The 18,122-nt window shown below is 58.7% G+C and carries 20 protein-coding genes; 9 read left to right on the forward strand and 11 right to left on the reverse strand.

Annotated features, from left to right (window positions below):
• The first annotated feature begins 73 nt into the window (after positions 1 to 73).
• Positions 74 to 844, forward strand: coding sequence for a cyclase family protein (locus I2D41_RS03205; protein WP_195363521.1), 771 nt, complete (start codon positions 74 to 76; stop codon positions 842 to 844).
• Positions 845 to 960: 116 nt separating this feature from the next.
• Positions 961 to 1,875, forward strand: coding sequence for a ketopantoate reductase family protein (locus tag I2D41_RS03210; RefSeq protein ID WP_229042077.1), 915 nt, complete (start codon positions 961 to 963; stop codon positions 1,873 to 1,875).
• 107 nt (positions 1,876 to 1,982) lie between these two features.
• Here the strand turns inward: I2D41_RS03210 and I2D41_RS03215 are convergent, their stop codons facing one another.
• From I2D41_RS03215 to I2D41_RS03225, 3 genes are all read right to left on the reverse strand, one after another.
• A complete protein-coding gene (locus I2D41_RS03215; RefSeq protein WP_195363523.1) occupies positions 1,983 to 2,189 on the reverse strand; it encodes a hypothetical protein in 207 nt (68 codons plus the stop codon).
• Positions 2,190 to 2,378: 189 nt separating this feature from the next.
• The gene (locus I2D41_RS03220; RefSeq protein ID WP_195363524.1) at positions 2,379 to 3,152 is read right to left on the reverse strand and encodes a hypothetical protein; all 774 of its coding nucleotides are present in this window, start codon (positions 3,150 to 3,152) and stop codon (positions 2,379 to 2,381) included.
• A gap of 312 nt (positions 3,153 to 3,464) precedes the next feature.
• On the reverse strand, positions 3,465 to 4,775 hold the full coding sequence (locus I2D41_RS03225; protein ID WP_195363525.1) for an O-acetylhomoserine aminocarboxypropyltransferase/cysteine synthase family protein: 1,311 nt from the start codon (positions 4,773 to 4,775) through the stop codon (positions 3,465 to 3,467).
• Between the two features lie 273 nt (positions 4,776 to 5,048).
• Here I2D41_RS03225 and I2D41_RS03230 point away from each other — a divergent pair, with 273 nt between their 5' ends.
• From I2D41_RS03230 to I2D41_RS03250, 5 genes are all read left to right on the forward strand, one after another.
• Complete coding sequence (locus tag I2D41_RS03230; RefSeq protein WP_195363526.1) at positions 5,049 to 5,987, forward strand: LysR family transcriptional regulator; 939 nt, start codon at positions 5,049 to 5,051, stop codon at positions 5,985 to 5,987.
• 12 nt (positions 5,988 to 5,999) lie between these two features.
• The gene (rnhA, locus tag I2D41_RS03235) at positions 6,000 to 6,536 is read left to right on the forward strand and encodes a ribonuclease HI (RefSeq protein ID WP_195363527.1); all 537 of its coding nucleotides are present in this window, start codon (positions 6,000 to 6,002) and stop codon (positions 6,534 to 6,536) included.
• Positions 6,537 to 6,611: 75 nt separating this feature from the next.
• A complete protein-coding gene (locus I2D41_RS03240; RefSeq protein WP_195363528.1) occupies positions 6,612 to 7,718 on the forward strand; it encodes a Gfo/Idh/MocA family protein in 1,107 nt (368 codons plus the stop codon).
• 2 nt (positions 7,719 to 7,720) lie between these two features.
• Positions 7,721 to 8,131, forward strand: coding sequence for an acylphosphatase (locus tag I2D41_RS03245; RefSeq protein WP_195363529.1), 411 nt, complete (start codon positions 7,721 to 7,723; stop codon positions 8,129 to 8,131).
• A 61-nt stretch (positions 8,132 to 8,192) separates the two neighbouring features.
• Positions 8,193 to 8,573, forward strand: coding sequence for a Fur family transcriptional regulator (locus tag I2D41_RS03250; protein ID WP_195363530.1), 381 nt, complete (start codon positions 8,193 to 8,195; stop codon positions 8,571 to 8,573).
• Positions 8,574 to 8,587: 14 nt separating this feature from the next.
• On the opposite strand, the gene I2D41_RS03255 is transcribed toward I2D41_RS03250, so the two are convergent.
• From I2D41_RS03255 to I2D41_RS03265, 3 genes are all read right to left on the reverse strand, one after another.
• Positions 8,588 to 9,385 (reverse strand): HAD-IIB family hydrolase, encoded by a 798-nt coding sequence (locus tag I2D41_RS03255; RefSeq protein ID WP_195363531.1) that lies wholly within the window; start codon positions 9,383 to 9,385, stop codon positions 8,588 to 8,590.
• A gap of 83 nt (positions 9,386 to 9,468) precedes the next feature.
• On the reverse strand, positions 9,469 to 10,047 hold the full coding sequence (locus tag I2D41_RS03260) for an urease accessory protein UreE (RefSeq protein WP_006234402.1): 579 nt from the start codon (positions 10,045 to 10,047) through the stop codon (positions 9,469 to 9,471).
• A 3-nt stretch (positions 10,048 to 10,050) separates the two neighbouring features.
• Positions 10,051 to 10,479: an FKBP-type peptidyl-prolyl cis-trans isomerase gene (locus I2D41_RS03265; RefSeq protein WP_006234403.1), complete on the reverse strand. Its 429-nt coding sequence runs from the start codon at positions 10,477 to 10,479 to the stop codon at positions 10,051 to 10,053.
• A 120-nt stretch (positions 10,480 to 10,599) separates the two neighbouring features.
• On the opposite strand from I2D41_RS03265, the gene I2D41_RS03270 reads away from it, so the two are divergent.
• Both I2D41_RS03270 and I2D41_RS03275 read left to right on the forward strand, forming a co-directional pair.
• The gene (locus I2D41_RS03270; RefSeq protein WP_195363532.1) at positions 10,600 to 11,613 is read left to right on the forward strand and encodes a dipeptidase; all 1,014 of its coding nucleotides are present in this window, start codon (positions 10,600 to 10,602) and stop codon (positions 11,611 to 11,613) included.
• A 74-nt stretch (positions 11,614 to 11,687) separates the two neighbouring features.
• Positions 11,688 to 12,464 carry a M48 family metallopeptidase gene (locus I2D41_RS03275; protein WP_195363533.1) on the forward strand — a complete coding sequence of 259 codons (777 nt, stop codon included), beginning with the start codon at positions 11,688 to 11,690 and terminating at the stop codon, positions 12,462 to 12,464.
• 6 nt (positions 12,465 to 12,470) lie between these two features.
• On the opposite strand, the gene folB is transcribed toward I2D41_RS03275, so the two are convergent.
• From folB to nrdD, 5 genes are all read right to left on the reverse strand, one after another.
• Complete coding sequence (gene folB / locus I2D41_RS03280; RefSeq protein ID WP_006234406.1) at positions 12,471 to 12,956, reverse strand: dihydroneopterin aldolase; 486 nt, start codon at positions 12,954 to 12,956, stop codon at positions 12,471 to 12,473.
• 43 nt (positions 12,957 to 12,999) lie between these two features.
• Positions 13,000 to 13,581 (reverse strand): HD domain-containing protein, encoded by a 582-nt coding sequence (locus tag I2D41_RS03285; RefSeq protein ID WP_195363534.1) that lies wholly within the window; start codon positions 13,579 to 13,581, stop codon positions 13,000 to 13,002.
• A gap of 2 nt (positions 13,582 to 13,583) precedes the next feature.
• Positions 13,584 to 14,141, reverse strand: a complete 558-nt coding sequence (gene folE, locus I2D41_RS03290) for a GTP cyclohydrolase I FolE (protein WP_006234408.1) — start codon at positions 14,139 to 14,141, stop codon at positions 13,584 to 13,586.
• Between the two features lie 66 nt (positions 14,142 to 14,207).
• Positions 14,208 to 14,789 (reverse strand): anaerobic ribonucleoside-triphosphate reductase activating protein, encoded by a 582-nt coding sequence (gene nrdG / locus I2D41_RS03295; protein WP_040358414.1) that lies wholly within the window; start codon positions 14,787 to 14,789, stop codon positions 14,208 to 14,210.
• A gap of 426 nt (positions 14,790 to 15,215) precedes the next feature.
• Positions 15,216 to 17,438 (reverse strand): anaerobic ribonucleoside-triphosphate reductase, encoded by a 2,223-nt coding sequence (nrdD, locus tag I2D41_RS03300; RefSeq protein WP_118081896.1) that lies wholly within the window; start codon positions 17,436 to 17,438, stop codon positions 15,216 to 15,218.
• Between the last annotated feature and the right edge of the window lie 684 nt (positions 17,439 to 18,122).

Here is an 18,122-nt window from a genome sequence, read left to right on the forward strand (position 1 = left end):
GTAACGTAGTAGAAATCGAGCCGTCACGGCGCCGCTTTAACATCAGCAAAAAGCCCGATGAAAGGAGCCCGCCATGCCCGCGCTCGACCTTTGGAACCTCGCCTCCCAGCTCAAGACCACCGATTATCGCTGGGTCGACCTCACCCACACGCTCTCGTGCGACACCCCGCACTGGTTTGGCTTTAAGCCGTTCGAGTCCACCAAGCTCTTCGATTATCTGCCCGACACGCCCGGGAACATGCTCGCGCCCATGCGCTGCTTTCAGTATTCGGTCGCCTCGCAATACGGCACCCACGTCGATGCACCGCGGCATTTCCATGTTGAGGGTCGTTCCCTTGGAGAGATTGAACCCATCGAGTTTATGCATCCGCTCTGCGTGATCGACAAGCACGAGGAGTGCGCCGCAAATCCCGACTTTATCCTGACCATCGAGGACCTCAAAGCCTGGGAGGACGAGCACGGTCGTATTCCCGAGGACGCTTTCGTCGCCTTCCGCTCCGACTGGTCCAAGCTCGCCGATCTGGAAAACAAGGACGAGGACGGCCAGCCCCACTACCCCGGCTGGGACCTCGATGCTATCAAATGGCTTGTAGAGGAACGCAATATCGGCGCCATCGGACACGAGTCCGCAGATACCGATCCGGCGACCATCACCACACGCGAGGACGCCTACCCCTATCCCGGCGAGCAATACATCCTCTCGGTCGACCGCTATCAGATCGAGGTCATGGACCATCTGGACGAGCTTCCCGCCACAGGCGCCGTCATCTTCTGCACCTTCCCTAAGGTCCGTGATGGTGTTGGATATCCTGCACGCGTTTTTGCCATCTGCCCCGCGGCATAAGTTCCCATGCGTTTGTTCTTCTAAATTCCGCCTCCGGTGCACGCTACATGCTCCAGCGGCATACAATCCACCAGGCGCCCCGCACGCGGGCGCCTTTTTGTGAGGAGATGATTCACATGCAGATCAACAAGGTCGCCTTTATCGGCAAGGGCGGCGTCGGCCTGCTCTACGGCAGCATGATTGCCAAGGCCCTCGGCAATGACGCCGTCGAATACGTTATGGATGACGCCCGTTTTGAGCGTCACGCGGGCGATGCGCTCACCGTCAACGGAAAGCCTTGCGATCTCACGTCCGTCCGCGCCAGCGAGGCGACGCCCGCCGATCTGGTCATCCTGACAGTCAAGACCACCGGTCTCGATCAGGCACTCAAGACCATGGAGCGCATCGTGGGCCCCAATACGCTCATTGCCTCGCTGTGTAACGGCATCACCAGCGAGCAAAAAATCGCTGAGCGCTTTGGCTGGGAGCACACCGTCCTCGGAATCTGCCAGGGCATGGACGCGGTATTCCTCAACGGCGAGCTCACTTTTACCAATACCGGCGAGATTCGCTTTGGCGCGGCCGCCGGCACCGACCCCGCGACCGTCGCCGCCATCGACGAACTCTACACGCGCTGTGGCATCGCCCACACCGTCGAGGCCGACATCGCACACCGCATGTGGGCCAAGCTCATGCTCAACGACGGCATCAACCAGACCTGCATGGCCTACGGCGGCACGTACGGAAGCGCCACGGAGCAGGGCTCCGAGCAGCGTCGCTGCTTTGTTTCCGCCATGCGCGAGACGCTTGCGGTCGCCAACGCCGAAGGCATCGAGCTAACCGAGGCGGATCTGACGCAGATGGTGCACCTCATCGAGGGACTCGATCCCGCCGGTATGCCGTCGATGGCACAAGACCGCGTCGCGCGACGCAAAACCGAAGTCGATGAGTTCGCGGGCGCCATCTGCCATCTGGCAGCCAAACACGATATCCAGGCGCCGCAGAACGAATGGCTCTATCAGCGTATTCGCGATATCGAGGCAAGCTGGTAGCGCCCGACTCGCCACACCAACAGACGCAACAGTAAAGCCGCCGCAAGGAGCACTCCCTTACGGCGGCTTTCATCTTCATCTATAACCAGCAGTCGGCGTCCCAACAGCTAGAGCTGCGACTCCGGAGCCTCGTCCTCGTCATCGCGGCAAAGAACTACACCAGCGCTGCCCAACAATGCAGCGGCGATCAGCGCACCGACCACGATAGGAGCAGCCCCGCATGACCCCTGTATGCCCGCGACGAGCGCGGCCGTAGGGCCAAGACAGCCAAGCATCAGTGCGATGGCGGCAACGGCGATATCTCGAGCGTTCACAAGACCACTTCCTCCAAGAGAAAGACCTTACTTCTCATGAACTAGTGTGCCCTGCATCCATATGCGCGGCGTACCGCCACGGTAAACGCTCTGTTAGCTCAAGCGCACAGAAAAGACGGGGGTCTTTACGTTTGCTCGAAAGCAACGCAGAGACCCCCGTCCGTCATACGACTATAGGCTTATGGCTCATTACCAACCGGTGTAGTAGTCGGTGGTTCCGGCAGCGCAGCCAGAGTCATAGACCTTGCAATCGCCCTTGGAGCCCGTAAAGGTCGAGCCCTGGGCCATATCGCCCGCGGCAACAACGTAATAGCCGTCGGAATCGCGCCAGAAGCCCTCAGAATCCTGAGTCCATTCGCCCGTGCGATAGTGATAAAGCACATTGCTGCTGTAATAGGTCTCGCGGCGCCCGTTGTAGTTATTGACACCCGCAGAGCGCGTCAGGCCCGATCCGTTCGCGTAGGACGCGGCAGACGCGTAGGACGGAGTGTAACCGGCGTTGTAGTACGAAGCTTGGACGGCCTCGGCAGCCTCCGCCTCGGCGGCAGCCTCGAGCGCTTCGCGCTTGGCATCCTCAAGCGCAGTGCGCAGCTCATCGAGCTCGGTCGACTTGGCGTCGACCTCCCCCATCGTCAACAGGCTACCCGCGCCGTCGATGCAACCCTGCAGCACAGCGCGCTCGTCATCGGTGGCATAGTCACCGTACATGTTCATGATGATCTGAGCGCGCATCTCCAGGGAATCGCGCTTGGCCTCCATCGAGGCGTTCCACTCCTGCATGGAACCATAACCATCGCCGCGATAGTCAACGGGCTGTACCAGCGTCGTCTCGGACGGCGTAGATCCAACCGTATCGGACAGTGTTGCGGCGTGGGCATCAGTTGCACCGGCGCCCGCCAAAAGTGCCACGGTCAGAGCGGCGGAAAGGGCGGCGGCTTTCGGTTTTCGTGAATCGATCCTCATGTAGTTGGAAACCTCCGTAGTGCGTTTTTGCTGCGTTTGAGCTGCGTGTGATTCGATCGCGCTGCATAGTACCCCGAGCAAATCGCGACCTGCGGTTTTACTCAAAAGGCGCACGTCAATTGCGTAAAACTCACATCCTCTCAACAGGAGTTTTCCACAACTCAAATGCATAAAGCGTGTCAAAAACCCTGTTTTTGCACCCGCTCTATGCAAAAAAGGCGCCTGTGCAACCATTGTTCGCACAGGCGCCTTGAGCAGGCATTTTATGCAGTTATACCTATCGAGTCGCAAGGGGTCCTTGCACAAGTCGCCTTACTCGTCCAGCGCGGCGAAGGCCTGCTTCAGATCCCAAATGATATCCTCGACGTTCTCGGTACCGATGGAAAGACGGATCGTGGAGGGCGTGATGTTCTGCTCGGCGAGCTCCTCGGCAGAGAGCTGGGAGTGCGTGGTGGTAGCCGGGTGCACGACGAGCGACTTGACGTCGGCCACGTTGGCGAGCAGCGAGAACACCTGCAGATGATCGATGAACTTCCAGGCGGCCTCCTGGCCACCCTTAATCTCAAAGGTAAAGATCGAGGCACCGCCGTTGGGGAAGTACTTCTGATAGAGCTCGTGATCGGGGTGCTCAGACAGGCTCGGGTGGTTCACCTTGGCGACATGGCTGTCACCAGCCAGGAACTCAACGACCTTCTTGGTGTTCTCGACATGACGGTCAACGCGCAGCGACAGAGTCTCGGTGCCCTGGAGCAGGATCCAGGCGTTGAACGGGCTGATGCAGGCGCCCTCGTCACGCAGCAAGATAGCGCGGACATAGGTTGCGAAGGCGGCGGGACCGGCAGCCTCGGCAAACGAGACGCCATGGTAGGAGGGGTTGGGCTCGGCGATCTGCGCATACTTGCCGCTCGCCTTCCAATCGAAGTTACCGCCGTCGACGATCACACCGCCCAGCGAGGTGCCGTGGCCGCCGATGAACTTGGTTGCGGAGTGAACGACGATGTTGGCACCATGCTCCAGCGGACGGAACAGATACGGGGTGCCGAAGGTGTTGTCGACGACAACCGGCAGACCGTGCTTCTTGGCGATCTCGGAGATGGCGTCGATGTTGGGGATGTCGGAGTTGGGGTTGCCGAGCGTCTCGAGATAGATGACCGTGGTGTTGTCCCTGATGGCACCCTCAACCTCTTCCAGGTTATGGGCATCGACAAACGTGGTCTCGACGCCAAACTGGGAGAGCGTATGCTCCAGCAGGTTGTAGGAACCGCCGTAGATGGTCTTCTGGGCGACCACGTGGTCACCGGCCTGGGCGAGAGCCTGCAGGGTATAGGTGATGGCAGCGGCACCGGAGGCGACGGCAAGACCTGCCACGCCACCCTCGAGTGCGGCGATACGGTCCTCGAAGACGCCCTGGGTGGAGTTGGTCAGACGGCCGTAGATGTTGCCGGCGTCGGCAAGACCAAAGCGGTCGGCGGCGTGCTGGGAATTGCGGAACACATAGCTCGTGGTCTGGTAGATAGGCACGGCACGGGAGTCGGATGCAGGATCGGCACTCTCCTGGCCAACGTGCAGCTGCAGGGTATCGAAACCAAAGGTGTGCTCGGGGTTGTTGATGAACTGGCTCATGATGATCTCCTTGATCGAACAAAAGTAAATAAAAAGAGAGAAGTAAGTCGCTGTCTCCTGATCACGCCGACGGGCGCAAACAGGAGCCCGGCATTCGTCTTGGTAAGCAATTCATATGCAGGCCTCCTTTCGCATCCCGGTTCCGTGGTCGGTTTAATTACCTACCGCCTTTGTGTGTTTTGAATAGTACGGGCATTGTTTCGCTCGGTCAATCACTTAAAAGCGCTAACTTGTTATCTGTTTTATAGATAACTATCGAAAGGACGGGCGCCGATGACCCTCCAGCAGCTTCGCTTTTTGATCGCCGTGGCAGAGTCCGGTTCGATCAACGCCGCAGCTCAGCGCCTCTATACCGCACAGTCCAATATCTCCAACGCCGTCAAAAGCCTGGAACAGGAACTTCATATCGAAATCTTTACGCGCTCTAGCCGCGGTGTTGCACTCACCAACGACGGCACCGAGCTTTTGGGTTATGCACGCCAGGTCGTAGAGCAGGCCGACATGCTTGAGGCCCGCTACGAGGACGGCGGTACCCCGCAAGCCCGCCTCGCCATTTCCGCCCAGCACTACGCCTTTTCGGTCGAGGCCTTTGTCAACGTAGTCGAGCGCTGCCGCGACAGCAAGTTCGAGTTCATCATGCGCGAGACCACCACATCGCAGATCATCGATGACGTCCGCGCATTTCGCAGCGATATCGGCATTCTGTATCTGGATGACTTTAACGCCCGGGTTCTGCAGAAGGCCTTCGCCGATGCCCGCGCAAGCTTCCATCCCCTCTTCGACGCGACGGTCCACGTCTTCGTTAGCGAGCGCCACCCGCTCGCACGCCGCCCGCAGCTGTCCCTTGCCGACCTTACACCCTATACGCGCTACAGCTTTGAGCAGGGAACCTCGAACTCCTTCTATTACGCCGAGGAACCTTTTAGCTATATCCCTTGCGACCGCAACATACGAATCTCGGACCGCGGAACACTTACTAACTTACTTATCACGTCGAACGGTTACACCCTGTCGACCGGTGTCCTTTCCAATGAAATGCAGTGGGGTATGGCATCGATCCCGTTAGCAGACGCCCCAACGATGCACGTAGGATATATCATGCACGACGAGCGCAAGCCCTCTCCTCTCTTGCGGCAATACCTCGACGAGCTCAACCGCATCATCCATGCCGACCAGCTGTCGGAAGACGGGGTAGAAATCGTAGATTGCTAGCCCGCGGCGGGCATGGCGCTACAATGGTCACTCACACGAAACGTACCCAACGAAAGGAAGCCCGTGAAGGTCATCATCTATACCGACGGCTCTGCCCGATCAAATCCGGGACGCGGCGGCTACGGCGCCGTACTCAAATACACCAACCCCGCCGGCAAGACCTTCACCTCCGAGCTTTCGCGCGGCTACGCCAAGACCACCAACAACCGCATGGAGCTCATGGCGGTCATCGTGGCGCTCGAGGCACTCAACCGCCCCTGCGAGGTCGAGGTCCATTCCGATTCGCAATACGTCGTCAACGCCTTTAACAAGCACTGGATCGACGGCTGGAAAAAGCGCGGATGGAAAACCGCCAACAAGCAGCCCGTCAAAAACCGCGACCTATGGGAGCGCCTGCTTGCCGCAAAGAGTAAGCATAAGGTGGAATTCATCTGGGTTAAGGGGCATGCCGGCCACGAGCTCAATGAGCGCTGCGACGAACTCGCCACCACCGCGGCCGACGGAGCCAATCTCGATATCGACACCGGCTTTAGCGAAAGCGACCTGTAGCGGCGTTTTCGCACGCTATTTCCTGCCCCCTCGCGCTACACTCATCCTGTAAACCGAACGGCACGAGGGGGACACATGCTGCGTATAGCGACCATCGGCACATCCATGATTACCGACGACTTTATCCAGGTCGTCAACGCCAACGACCAGACTACATTCGTAGGCACGCTCTCGCGCGATGCAGATCGCGGCGCCGCCTTTACCGCCGAACACAGCGGCGAACGCAACTTCACCGCGCTTGACGAGCTTGCGTCCGCCGACGACGTCGACGCCGTCTATATCGGCAGCCCCAATGCGCTCCACTACGAGCAGGCGCTCGCCTGCATCGCCGGCGGCAAGCACGTTATCGTCGAGAAGCCCTTCTGCGCCACCGAGGCGCAGGCACTCGAGGTCTTTCGCGCTGCCGAGGCAGCAGGCGTCGTGGCTCTCGAGGCCATGCGCCCGCTCCATGACCCCGCTTTCCACGTCGTTGAGGACGCTCTGGGCGAAATTGCGCCCATTCGCCGCGCCTCGCTGCGCTTTGGCAAGTATTCCTCACGCTACAACGAAATCCTCGCTGGACGCGCCACCAATATCTTCGACTGCCACATGGCCTCGGGTTCCCTCATGGACATCGGCGTCTATACCGTCGAGCCCATGGTCGAGATCTTCGGCATGCCCTCCGGTCTCACCAGCATGGCCACGCTGCTCGACCCCTCAACGCAAGAGCTCACCCATGGCCCCATCGACGGTTGCGGTTCCATTCTCGCCAGCTATGGCGGTGGCCGTATCTCCGTCGAGCTCGCGCACTCCAAAATTACGAATGACCTGCTGCCCTCGCAGATCGAAGGCGAGCGTGGCACTATCCAGATCGACCATCTGTCCACGCCCCGCAACGTCCGCATCGACTATCGCGGCGACGTCGTACGCGGCTCGGCGACCGAGGCGCCGCGCGAACAGGACGACAACGGCCGCGCGCTCGACCTTCCCAAGTCAAGCAACACCATGGAATACGAACTCGCAGACTTTATCACCGCCATCGGAGGCATCGATAACGTTAAGGAAGAGATCTGGGAGACCCCGGCGGGACGCCATGATCTCGGCCACTACCGCGATGTCACGCTCGTCTCGCTGCGCATCATGGATGCCGTGCGTCAGCAGGCCGGCATTACCTTCCCCGCCGATTCAGTCAAGCAGGCATAGCGATGGGCCTCTTCGATACGTTCTTCTCCAGCGTCACCGGCGGCAGTCGAGAGCCTCAAAAACCATCAAACGTCGAGTTCGAGCTGCGCCGCAGGCTTACCGTACTCGCAAGCGACGAGGCCACTCAAGACACTCCCCTGCGCTATTTCCTGCGCTGGGCGGGGCAAGTCCAAGGCGTTGGTTTTCGCTTTACCAACACCAACCTCGCGCAGGCACGCGCACTCACCGGCTGGGTGCGTAACATGGAAGACGGCTCAGTCGAGATGGAGATACAGGGAGCTCCGGCAAACATCCTATCTCATCTCGAGGCGCTTCATGCCTCCTACGAGCGCATGGGAACGCGTTTTCGCCTCGTAGACGCCCAGGTCCGAGCCCCACTTACCAATGAAGACGGCTTCAGTCCTCATTATTAGTATTGTGTGCTAAATAAGGTATCATTTACCTACGACCGTTAATAGAAAAGAGGCGAGGCGCATGGCGGTGCAAAGAAGGAATACCAGGCAGCGAAAGCTGGTTCTTGACGCCGTGCGCCAAAGCTATAACCATCCCACCGCTGACGAAATCTACAACGTCGTGCGCGCGCAGGATGACAAAATCAGCCGCGGTACGGTCTACCGCAACCTCAATCTCTTGGCCGACGCCGGCGAGATCCTCTCAATCAAGACGCCGGGCGGCAGCCGCTTCGATCGCACGATCGAGCCGCATGCGCATATCATCTGCACCTCGTGCAGCCGCGTCATCGATGTGCCGCTCCCCTTCGACGCCCAGCTCGACGCAAAGGCGTCCGAGCAAATCGGCTGGAACGTCACGTCGCACTACACCATCTTCGAGGGCCTCTGCCCCAACTGTAGGTAGATTTTGGGACATGCCTACTCAGCAAGTAGACGACGCAACTCTTCTTCGACCGTGCGCACGTAGCGGACACGGTCATTGACACCGCGCATGCTGGGATTGCAGCTCTCCATCAGATAGGGATGGCCCACCACGTTAAGCATGTCGTGATCGTTTTCGTTATCGCCAAACGCCATCATCTCATCGGGCGAAATACCCAGGGCACGACCGTAATCGGCAAGCGCGGAGCCCTTGCCCGAACCGAAACCGATAAAGTCCGTCCATTCGGTTCCCGACGTCATCACGTCAACACGGTCGCTAAAGAGGCGCTCGAAATACTCCAGGGCCGCCAGCTGATCCACCTCGGGCGTCTGGAAGGCAATCTTAATGACGTCCTCGTCGATGTCCTCGGGGCGGTCGACCACCGCCACATCGCAGTGGACCTCATAGCGCAAATGATCGACGAACGCATCGTTGCCGCTCATGGTGTAGAGGCGCCCCTCACACGAAAGGGTTACGTCGGCATGGGGATAGGCGACCACGGCATTCGCGATATCCATAGCAAGGCTACGCTCCATGGAACGCTTGACAACGGCATGCCCCTCGCTCATCACCAGGGCTCCGTTTTCGCATACATAGGCGAGCTCATCGGCCACCGGGGCAAACAGATAGCGCAAGCTCGCATATTGACGGCCGCTCGCCGGCATAAACACAATACCGCGACGATGCAGCTCATTAATGAGCTCAAAGGCCGCGGGACGCGGCTCACGCTCCCCCGGATGCAGCAACGTGCCATCCAAATCGCAGGCGATCAGCTTGATTCCCTCAAGACCCATATGCTTCCCCCAAAGCCTCTCATCAACAGCAAGACGGACTTTGAATGGCAATCCCTCAAAGCCCGTCTTGCGCATACGCGCGCTTAGCCGCGCGTCTTTTTTACGATCGTAAAGTCTGAAGCCATACTCACAACAACATCCGCCGCGCTCGATGCAAAGCGTCGACTGGCATCGAGCTCGCGTGCGACCACCGAGAGCCGAACGCCCCCAATGCCCCGGAGCATACGACCCAAAACCGGTTGCACCGGCGTATACATGCGCACGGTATGCTCGTCCGAGTCACCCCGGAAGAGCGGCGCATGCATGTTGCCGATCTCCCAGCACGCATGTGCGAGCACAATCGGATCCATGCGGTCGACTTCGACCAAATAGACCTCGGCGCTGCGCAGGCGTACGACAACCGCTACGGGCACCGTGCCCGTGCGGTCGACAGCGAGCACGTCACCGTCGGCAAGACGCTCGCCATCAGTGGCATCCAGCCGGGCATTCACCGTGCGCCCCAGCTCCGTCACGCCCACAAACAGGCGCGCATCAGCCTGGTCCCAATCGAGTAGCAGCTCGTCAACCTCAAAGACGCCACCCAGCTCCCGACGAAGCAGGAGTTCATAGGACGGGTCGTTGAGATTTCCCAAGCGCTCCGTAGCTACCAGGTCCACGGACATCAACTAGTCCTCGACCTCAACGAGCTCGATATCAAAGTTGAGATCCTTGCCGGCAAGCTCGTGGTTGGCATCGAGCGTCACGGCCTCGGACGTCACATCGATGACGACAGCGGGGACAGGCATGCCGCTCGGCGTGGACAGGAAGAGCTTCATGCCCTTCTCGATCTGCTCGATGTTGGGAACCTGCTCGGCCGGGAAGGTCAGGACCATCTCGGGGTTGTGCTCGCCGTAGGCATCGGCAGCAGGAATGTGCACGGACTTCTTCTCGCCCACCTGCATATCGATAACGGCGGCGTCGAAGCCCTTGATCATCTGACCGGCACCGCAGGTGAACTCCAGCGGCTCACCGCGATCGTAGGAGCTATCGAACTGCGTGCCGTCATCGAGCGTGCCACGATAATGGGTCTTGACCTTCTTGCCCTGGTTGGACATGGTAACCTCCGTGATAAGGGCGGCGCACAACGCGGGCCGCCGTGAACATATGGCGCTAACTATACCCTAGTCATACAATTCATTGACAGTTTGCAAAGAAACGCTGCAACCGGAGGAACCATGGCATATCCCGTATTTGACCTACACTGCGACACCGCCGGCCGTATCGGCTGGGCCACACTCGATCTTGACCTGCGCTTTACCGCCGGCACCGACGGTTATTTCCCCGGCGACGAAACGCATCCGCAGGATTTCGACCTTATCGAGGGCAACGCCTGCGCCATCTCGCTCGCAAAGATCGGCAACACGCCGTGGGCGCAGTGCTTCGCTACGTTTGTCCCCGACGAGATTCCCACCGCCCACGCCGCGCGCTTCCAGGCGCAGATCATGGCGCATATGAGCGGCCAGGCAATGCTCAACCACGACCGCATGGTCAACGTGCGCAGCGCCGCTGATATTCGCCCTGCGCTCAAAGACGGCAAGGTCGCCTGCATCCACACCATCGAAAACGCCACGTTCTTTGCCGAGGACCCCGCGCTGATCGAGGTGCTCAAGAGCTTGGGCGTGCTTATGTCGTCACTCAGCTGGAACGCGCAGGGACCGCTCGCGAGCGGCCACGACACCCACGCCGGCCTCACCGCCGCCGGCATCGAGGCACTTACGCAGATGGAGCACGCCGGCATGATACTCGACGTCTCCCACCTCAACGATGAGTGCTTTGACGAGGTTGTCGCCCACGCCACGCGCCCCTTCGTCGCCAGCCACTCCAACTCCCGTGCGGTTTGCGGCGTCAAGCGCAACCTCACCGACGACCAGTTCCGCACCATTCGCGACATGGGCGGCATCGTCGGCCTCAACTACTGCAGCGAGTTCCTATCCAACGATGCGACCGACAAGACCACCGCAGACGTCACCTTCGACCAGCTAGCGGCACATATCGAGCACTGGCTCGACCTGGGCGGCGAGGACGTCATCGCACTCGGCGGCGACTGGGACGGCGCCAAGGTGCCCGCTTTCCTCTCCGATGCCAGCAAGATGCCCGAATTCCAGAACATGCTCTCCAAGCACTTTGGCAAGACCGTGATGCAGAAGCTCTGCAGCGATAACGCCCTTGCCTTCTTCGAGCGTTATTAATTTCACATTCCTTGAGCGGGCCGGCATACCGAACGGTCGAAATGCCGGCCCGTCCCCAATCTGAAGGACCGCTTTTGACGCAGCAGTTTACGATTTCCATATCCCGACCGGATGGGATGCCCATCCCCGTCGTCGTTACCAAAAAGCGCGTCAAGAACTTCAACCTACGCGTCACATCGAGCGGTGAGGTCCACGCCAGCGCACCGCTCGGCGCCAGCCGCGAGCGTATCGAAGCGTTTGTGAAGCGCAACAGCGCCTGGATTATCAGCCGACTTGCCCAGCGCGAGCAACGTCAGACGACGGCACAGGAGCCGCTCAGCCCCTCGTCCATCATTGCGCTTTGGGGCAAGCCCATCACGGTACAGGACGCACTCGATCACAACTTTGTATCACCCGCACCGCGACCCAAACAGGCCACCTTCGCAAGTTTTATGGGTGCCGACAAGTCGAACGAACGCCCACAGGCCAAGCGGCTCGCAATCCTCGACGGTCTAACGTCCGACGAGCTCCAAGCCCACATCGACCAGCTCTATACGTCCGAGGTCACATCGGCGCTGCGCGATATTTTGCACGCGTACGAAATCGCAATGGGCGTCTCCGTTTCCCGCGTTTCCGTACGCAGCATGAAAACGCGTTGGGGCTCGTGCACGCCCAAATCCGGCGCCATTCGCATCGCACGAGAACTTGCCGGCTACCCCGTCGAATGCCTCGACATGGTTGTCGCCCACGAGCTCGTCCACTTGCTCGAGCCAAGCCACAATCAGCGGTTTCACGCCCTGCTCGACACGTACTGCCCCAACAATAGAGCTCTGTCGCAGCGACTCAAAAAACCGCCCGCCAACGAGCTTTAGCGTCAGCTAGCGCACGCGCTCAATCTCGACGCCACAGCTTGCCAGGGGAAGACCGACGGGCGCCCAAGGCTTATCGAGCTTAACACGCACGCCAAGCAGCAAGGGATAACGACGTAGCAGCATCTGGGCCACACCCTCGGCTGCAGCCTCGATGAGCTTAAACGTATGCTCGCGCAGATAGCCATCGACATCGTGGCACACCGAGCCGTAATCAATAGAGGCATCCAGGTTATCGTGCTCCCCCGCCGCGCGCAGGTCGGCATAGAGCACCAAGGACACGACAAACTTCTGCCCCAGGGCGTTTTCCTCGGGATACACGCCGTGGTTGGCAAAGACCTCGAGACCATCGATAGTAATGCGGTCGGCATGGCGCAGGTCGTCATAGCTCACATGGGGCACCGCCGTTGCGGCGGAAATCTCGCCCCTGCCACGACGGGCAAGCTCGGCACCCTCGGTCTTGGTTGCATTCTCGGGCAGCTTTTTGTTAGTCATCGCGATCGTCTCCTTCGTTCAGAACCCCGACCGCGCATACCGACTACACGCGAATCGACAGGTTCTTTTTATCATCGCTCCAGTTGCAGGCATTGCGCGCAGGGCATGCAAAGCAGGCGCGCGACGCTTTGTCGGCTGCATAGAGCAGACGCTCAAGCGGCTGGCTGTTCACGCGCAGCTTTCGATGGCCCAGAATGGCCGTCTTAATGGCTGCGGCATCTGCCGGCTCAAACGCCACGTCTTCGGGCATGCCGCCGAGAATCGCATCGGCGACGCGTTCGCTTGCAACATCATGGGATATACCCGATTCATACTGTTCATCTTTGCCGATATCGTGAAGAAGTGCCGTGGCATAGATGACCTCGCGGTCAAATTTGAGCTCTTCCTCGAGATTCTTGATCCACATAATACGGGCGACATCCAGCAGATGGTCGATACCGTGGCGGCAAAAGATGCGCCCCGATTCCAACTGCGCAATGTTTCCCAGATGCTGCCGGAACAGTCCGTTGGCACAGATGTAATCAATGCGAGGCATGGCACCAAAGGGAGTCAGGCCCGAAGCCATAAAGCCGCGACGCGACGTTCCTTCATCGGTCTTCGATGCAAAGTCGTTGACGACTCTCATGGTTAGCGGCCCAGCATCCTAAAGAATCGCTCCTCGAGCGACGGATCGGTCTCAAAGACACCGCGACGAGCAAGCGTTACGGTCTTGGTACCGGGCTTTTGCACGCCGCGCATGGTCATGCACATATGCTCGGCTTCCATCAGCACGATTGCCCCTTGGGGGGCAAGATATTCCATGAGGGCATCGGCAACCTGTGTACACAGCTGCTCCTGCAGCTGCAGACGACGGGCATAGACCTCAACCGTGCGAGCAAGCTTAGACAGACCCGCCACGCGGCCGTTAGGGATATAGCCGATCGCAGCCTTGCCATAAAACGGCAGCAGATGGTGCTCGCACAGCGAGTAAAACGTGATGTCGCGCTCGATAACTAAATCGTTCGAAGCGACGGCAAAAGTTTTGGACAGGTGCTCCTCAGCGCTCTGGTCCATGCCGCCGGCAATCTCGCCATACATACGGGCGACGCGTGCCGGCGTCTCCAGCAGGCCCTCACGAGTTGGGTCCTCGCCTATGCCCTCAAGCAACAGCTTTATGGCGGTCTCAACTTTTTCCTGATCGACCATCTAGGCCTCACTCTTCCAATTTTGCGTTCGCGCTATGGTACCACGCCCTCCGGCATCGGCCACAAGCTACATAGTATGGGTCGAATAGACCGGATCGTCCCGCCAAAGTTCCACAGCGTCGCAAAGCGAAACGCCCTCGCGCGCGGCACGAGTGCGCGTGGCGTTCATGTCGATCACCCGCTGATTACTCGAACCCCTAAAACGCAAGGAGATATCGTACAGGTCTTGAACGAACGGGCCGTCCACCAACATATCGAGGCAGGCAAGGATACGGTCCGTCACCTCGGTATGGTGACGACCGCCCGGCATAAGCTCCTCGAGCACGTCGCCGGTAAAGCACCAAATAGTCTTCCCCGACTCCACGGGATAAGTCGCACGAACACGCTCGACAAACTCAACGAGCCCTGCCTGGTTCTCGGGTTCCATGGGCTCCCCGCCCAGAATCGTCAGACCATCGATAAAGGGATGGTCGAGACTCTCGATAATCTTGTCCTCGACGGCACGGTCGAACGGTTCACCCGCGGCAAAGTCCCACGCGACGGAGTTAAAGCAATTCTTGCACCCACGACGGCACCCACTCACAAACAGAGAAGTACGAACACCTTCCCCATCAGCAATGTCGAAATACTTAATGTTCGCGTAGTTCATAGGTAACTCTCCTGGGAGGCCGGGACATATCGTCCCGTCCTCAAACATTCTCGGCCTTCGGCCTGCGAAACTGCGGGCGGGACGATATGTCCCGGCCTCATGCAAAAGGTAACTCAATGAACGAAGCGAACATCGAGTATAGGGTTCGAGGTCTAATAAAAACTGGGTTGCGGCTCAACCGCCATCGCAAGTAAATCGTATCTGCAGCTCGAATTATTTCCGCTAAGAACTTCGAGGAGTGAGCAGACCGCATGCTGCATCTCAACTACGTCAACTTGGCTGCCCCGTAGCGAGGCCCCGGACCTTTGCTCGATATGAGTTCCGCACGAACAGGAGGCGCCAGTGGCGCCTCCGTCGTGAGCCAGGACTGTCCGAAATAGCGAGTAAAGGTCCGGGGCCTCGCTACGGGGCAGCTTGGGATGGTTATTAGAGATGCAGCACGCGGTCGCGGATCTCCTCGGTTCGACCCTGGTTCCAGAATTGAGTACCGATGTAGCCGCACGTACGACGGGCGACATTCATCTTCTCCTGATCGCGGTTGCCGCAATTGGGGCACTCCCACACCAGCTTGCCGTCATCCTCGACAATCTTGATCTCGCCGTCATAGCCGCACACCTGGCAGTAATCGCTCTTGGTGTTGAGCTCGGCGTACATGATGTTGTCGTAGATGTACTGCATCACGCGAATGACAGCCTTAAGGTTGTCCTGCATGTTAGGAACCTCGACGTAGGAGATGGCACCGCCCGGCGAAAGCTGCTGGAACATGCCCTCAAACTTGAGCTTATCGAAAGCATCAATCTCCTCGGACACATGGACGTGGTAGCTGTTGGTAATGTAGCCCTTGTCCGTCACACCCGGAATAATGCCAAAACGACGCTGCAGGCACTTGGCGAACTTGTAGGTCGTCGACTCAAGCGGGGTGCCGTACAGCGAGAAGTCGATATCGCTTTCGGCCTTCCACTCGGCGCATTTGTCGTTCATGTGCTGCATGACGGCCATGGCAAACGGCGTGCCTTCCTTCTCGGTGTGACTGTGGCCCGTCATGTACTTGACGCACTCATACAGACCGGCATACCCCAGGCTGATGGTGGAATAGCCGCCCACGAGCAGTTTGTCGATCGTCTCGCCCTTCTTAAGGCGCGCCAGGGCGCCGTACTGCCACAGAATCGGTGCGGCATCCGAAAGCGTGCCCATCAGGCGCTCATGACGGCACAGCAGGGCACGATGGCACAGCTCAAGGCGCTCGTCGAAGATCTTCCAGAACTTGTCCATGTCCTGATGCGAGCTCAGTGCGACATCGGGCAGGTTGATGGTCACAACACCCTGGTTAAAGCGGCCATAGTACTTAGGTTTGGTCGGGTCATAGTTCAGCGCGTTGGCAACATTGTTAAAGCCGTTGCCCGAACGGTCGGGCGTCAGGAAGCTGCGGCAACCCATGCAGGTGTAGCAATCGCCATTGCCGGCGGTCTCACCCTTAGACAGCTTGAGCTCACGCATCTTCTTCTCAGAGATGTAGTCGGGCACCATGCGCTTGGCGGTGCACTTGGCAGCCAGCTGGGTCAGGTAGAAGTACGGGGAATTCTCGTGAACGTTATCGTCCTCGAGCACGTAGATAAGCTTGGGGAATGCCGGGGTAATCCACACGCCAGCCTCGTTCTTAACGCCCTCGTAGCGCTGGCGAAGCGTCTCCTCCACGATCATGGCAAGGTCGTGCTTCTCCTGAGGCGTACGGGCCTCGTTAAGATACATAAAGACCGTCACGAACGGCGCCTGGCCATTCGTGGTCATAAGGGTCACGACCTGATACTGAATCGTCTGGACGCCGCGACGGATCTCGTCACGCAGACGGTCCTCAACGACCTCACGGACCTTCTCGGCAGACGCAGAGACGCCAAGCTCCTCGAGCTCGCGGGCAACCTCGCCGCGAATCTTCTGACGGCTCACCTCGACAAACGGAGCCAGGTGGGTCAGCGAAATCGACTGGCCGCCATACTGGGAAGAGGCGACCTGGGCGATAATCTGCGTCGCGATATTGCAAGCAGTCGAGAAGCTGTGCGGCTTCTCGATCAGCGTGCCCGAGATAACGGTGCCGTTCTGGAGCATATCCTCCAGGTTCACCAGGTCACAGTTATGCATGTGCTGGGCAAAGTAGTCCGAATCGTGGAAGTGAATCAGGCCCTCGTTGTGGGCATCCACGATCTCCTGGGGCAGCAGCACGCGCTGCGTCAGGTCCTTGGAAATCTCGCCGGCCATGTAGTCGCGCTGAACGGAGTTGACGGTCGGGTTCTTGTTGGAGTTCTCCTGCTTGACCTCTTCGTTATTGCACTCAATCAGCGACAGAATCTTGTCATCGGTCGTGTTCTTTTGGCGCTTCAGGCTCTGAACATAGCGGTAGATGATGTAGTGGCGAGCGACCTCGTAGCAGTCGAGACGCATAATCTCGTCCTCGACCAGATCCTGGATCTCCTCGACCGATACGGTGTGGCCGGCCTTCTCACATGCCTCGGCGACGTTTTGTGCCGCATAGATCACCTGGCGGTCGGTAAGGCGAGAGCCTTCCTCGACCTCCAAGTTTGCGGCGCGGATCGCATTGACGATCTTATCGATGTCAAAGGTAACCTCGGTGCCGCTGCGCTTGATGATCTTCATCCTCTTGCCTCTTTCGCATCGTAGCCTCATTGCGCTTCAGAGCCAAACGATGCCCGGCAGGGCTTACCCTGTCTTGCGGCGCCGTCGCGCAATCTGTGTTTTCGATAACCATAGGCCCTCATGCGGACAATCCTCGCAGCCAATCAAGGGGCTCAAAGATCCATCCAAATAATGGGGCGAATAAGGTTCTCGTTCTCTGTCCGCCATCTATCATACGACAAAGAGGCATCTATATCCTGTATTCTTTTTTTAGGTCAAACACAACATATAGTGTTTCAGCAGGTCAAAGCAATTGGTCAATTTGCAGACGCATTATAAATGAAGGCCTCTTGGCAGACTGCTAAAACGTTATCAACCCAACTACCTGCACAGCAGTTTTGAAACCCCCTCAACCGTGCCGCCGCCAAATAGCACCAAAACCAAGCTGCTCGCGCCAAAAGAATCCAAAAGATTATGCTTGACCAACATGTTGCGGTCATGATGGGCCAGGACACATGCAATCTGCCGGCACCCCTACGGGATACAAAGACCATCGCGTACGGACCTTGGATCAATATTTGATGACTTATTTGGCGGCGCGCTTGGTGGCAAAAAACAAAACAGCCCAGAGGACATAGCCTCTGAGCTGCGAACATTTGGTGGGCGTTAGAAGATTTGAACTTCTGACCTCTTCCGTGTCAGGGA

The organism is Collinsella aerofaciens, from assembly GCF_015552075.1.
Lineage (GTDB): Bacteria > Actinomycetota > Coriobacteriia > Coriobacteriales > Coriobacteriaceae > Collinsella > Collinsella aerofaciens_Y.

What these genes read in the sequence shown, in the direction of transcription:
- I2D41_RS03240 (WP_195363528.1), top strand. Translation starts at nt 6,612, where the DNA reads ATGCTGCGTATAGCGACCATCGGCACATCCATGATTACCGACGACTTT.
- I2D41_RS03270 (WP_195363532.1), top strand. Translation starts at nt 10,600, where the DNA reads ATGGCATATCCCGTATTTGACCTACACTGCGACACCGCCGGCCGTATC.
- rnhA (WP_195363527.1), top strand. Translation starts at nt 6,000, where the DNA reads ATGGCGCTACAATGGTCACTCACACGAAACGTACCCAACGAAAGGAAG.
- nrdG (WP_040358414.1), bottom strand. Translation starts at nt 14,789, where the DNA reads ATGAACTACGCGAACATTAAGTATTTCGACATTGCTGATGGGGAAGGT.
- folB (WP_006234406.1), bottom strand. Translation starts at nt 12,956, where the DNA reads ATGACTAACAAAAAGCTGCCCGAGAATGCAACCAAGACCGAGGGTGCC.
- I2D41_RS03205 (WP_195363521.1), top strand. Translation starts at nt 74, where the DNA reads ATGCCCGCGCTCGACCTTTGGAACCTCGCCTCCCAGCTCAAGACCACC.
- I2D41_RS03230 (WP_195363526.1), top strand. Translation starts at nt 5,049, where the DNA reads ATGACCCTCCAGCAGCTTCGCTTTTTGATCGCCGTGGCAGAGTCCGGT.
- I2D41_RS03260 (WP_006234402.1), bottom strand. Translation starts at nt 10,047, where the DNA reads ATGTCCGTGGACCTGGTAGCTACGGAGCGCTTGGGAAATCTCAACGAC.
- folE (WP_006234408.1), bottom strand. Translation starts at nt 14,141, where the DNA reads ATGGTCGATCAGGAAAAAGTTGAGACCGCCATAAAGCTGTTGCTTGAG.
- nrdD (WP_118081896.1), bottom strand. Translation starts at nt 17,438, where the DNA reads ATGAAGATCATCAAGCGCAGCGGCACCGAGGTTACCTTTGACATCGAT.
- I2D41_RS03265 (WP_006234403.1), bottom strand. Translation starts at nt 10,479, where the DNA reads ATGTCCAACCAGGGCAAGAAGGTCAAGACCCATTATCGTGGCACGCTC.
- I2D41_RS03225 (WP_195363525.1), bottom strand. Translation starts at nt 4,775, where the DNA reads ATGAGCCAGTTCATCAACAACCCCGAGCACACCTTTGGTTTCGATACC.
- I2D41_RS03245 (WP_195363529.1), top strand. Translation starts at nt 7,721, where the DNA reads ATGGGCCTCTTCGATACGTTCTTCTCCAGCGTCACCGGCGGCAGTCGA.
- I2D41_RS03210 (WP_229042077.1), top strand. Translation starts at nt 961, where the DNA reads ATGCAGATCAACAAGGTCGCCTTTATCGGCAAGGGCGGCGTCGGCCTG.
- I2D41_RS03255 (WP_195363531.1), bottom strand. Translation starts at nt 9,385, where the DNA reads ATGGGTCTTGAGGGAATCAAGCTGATCGCCTGCGATTTGGATGGCACG.
- I2D41_RS03250 (WP_195363530.1), top strand. Translation starts at nt 8,193, where the DNA reads ATGGCGGTGCAAAGAAGGAATACCAGGCAGCGAAAGCTGGTTCTTGAC.
- I2D41_RS03285 (WP_195363534.1), bottom strand. Translation starts at nt 13,581, where the DNA reads ATGAGAGTCGTCAACGACTTTGCATCGAAGACCGATGAAGGAACGTCG.
- I2D41_RS03220 (WP_195363524.1), bottom strand. Translation starts at nt 3,152, where the DNA reads ATGAGGATCGATTCACGAAAACCGAAAGCCGCCGCCCTTTCCGCCGCT.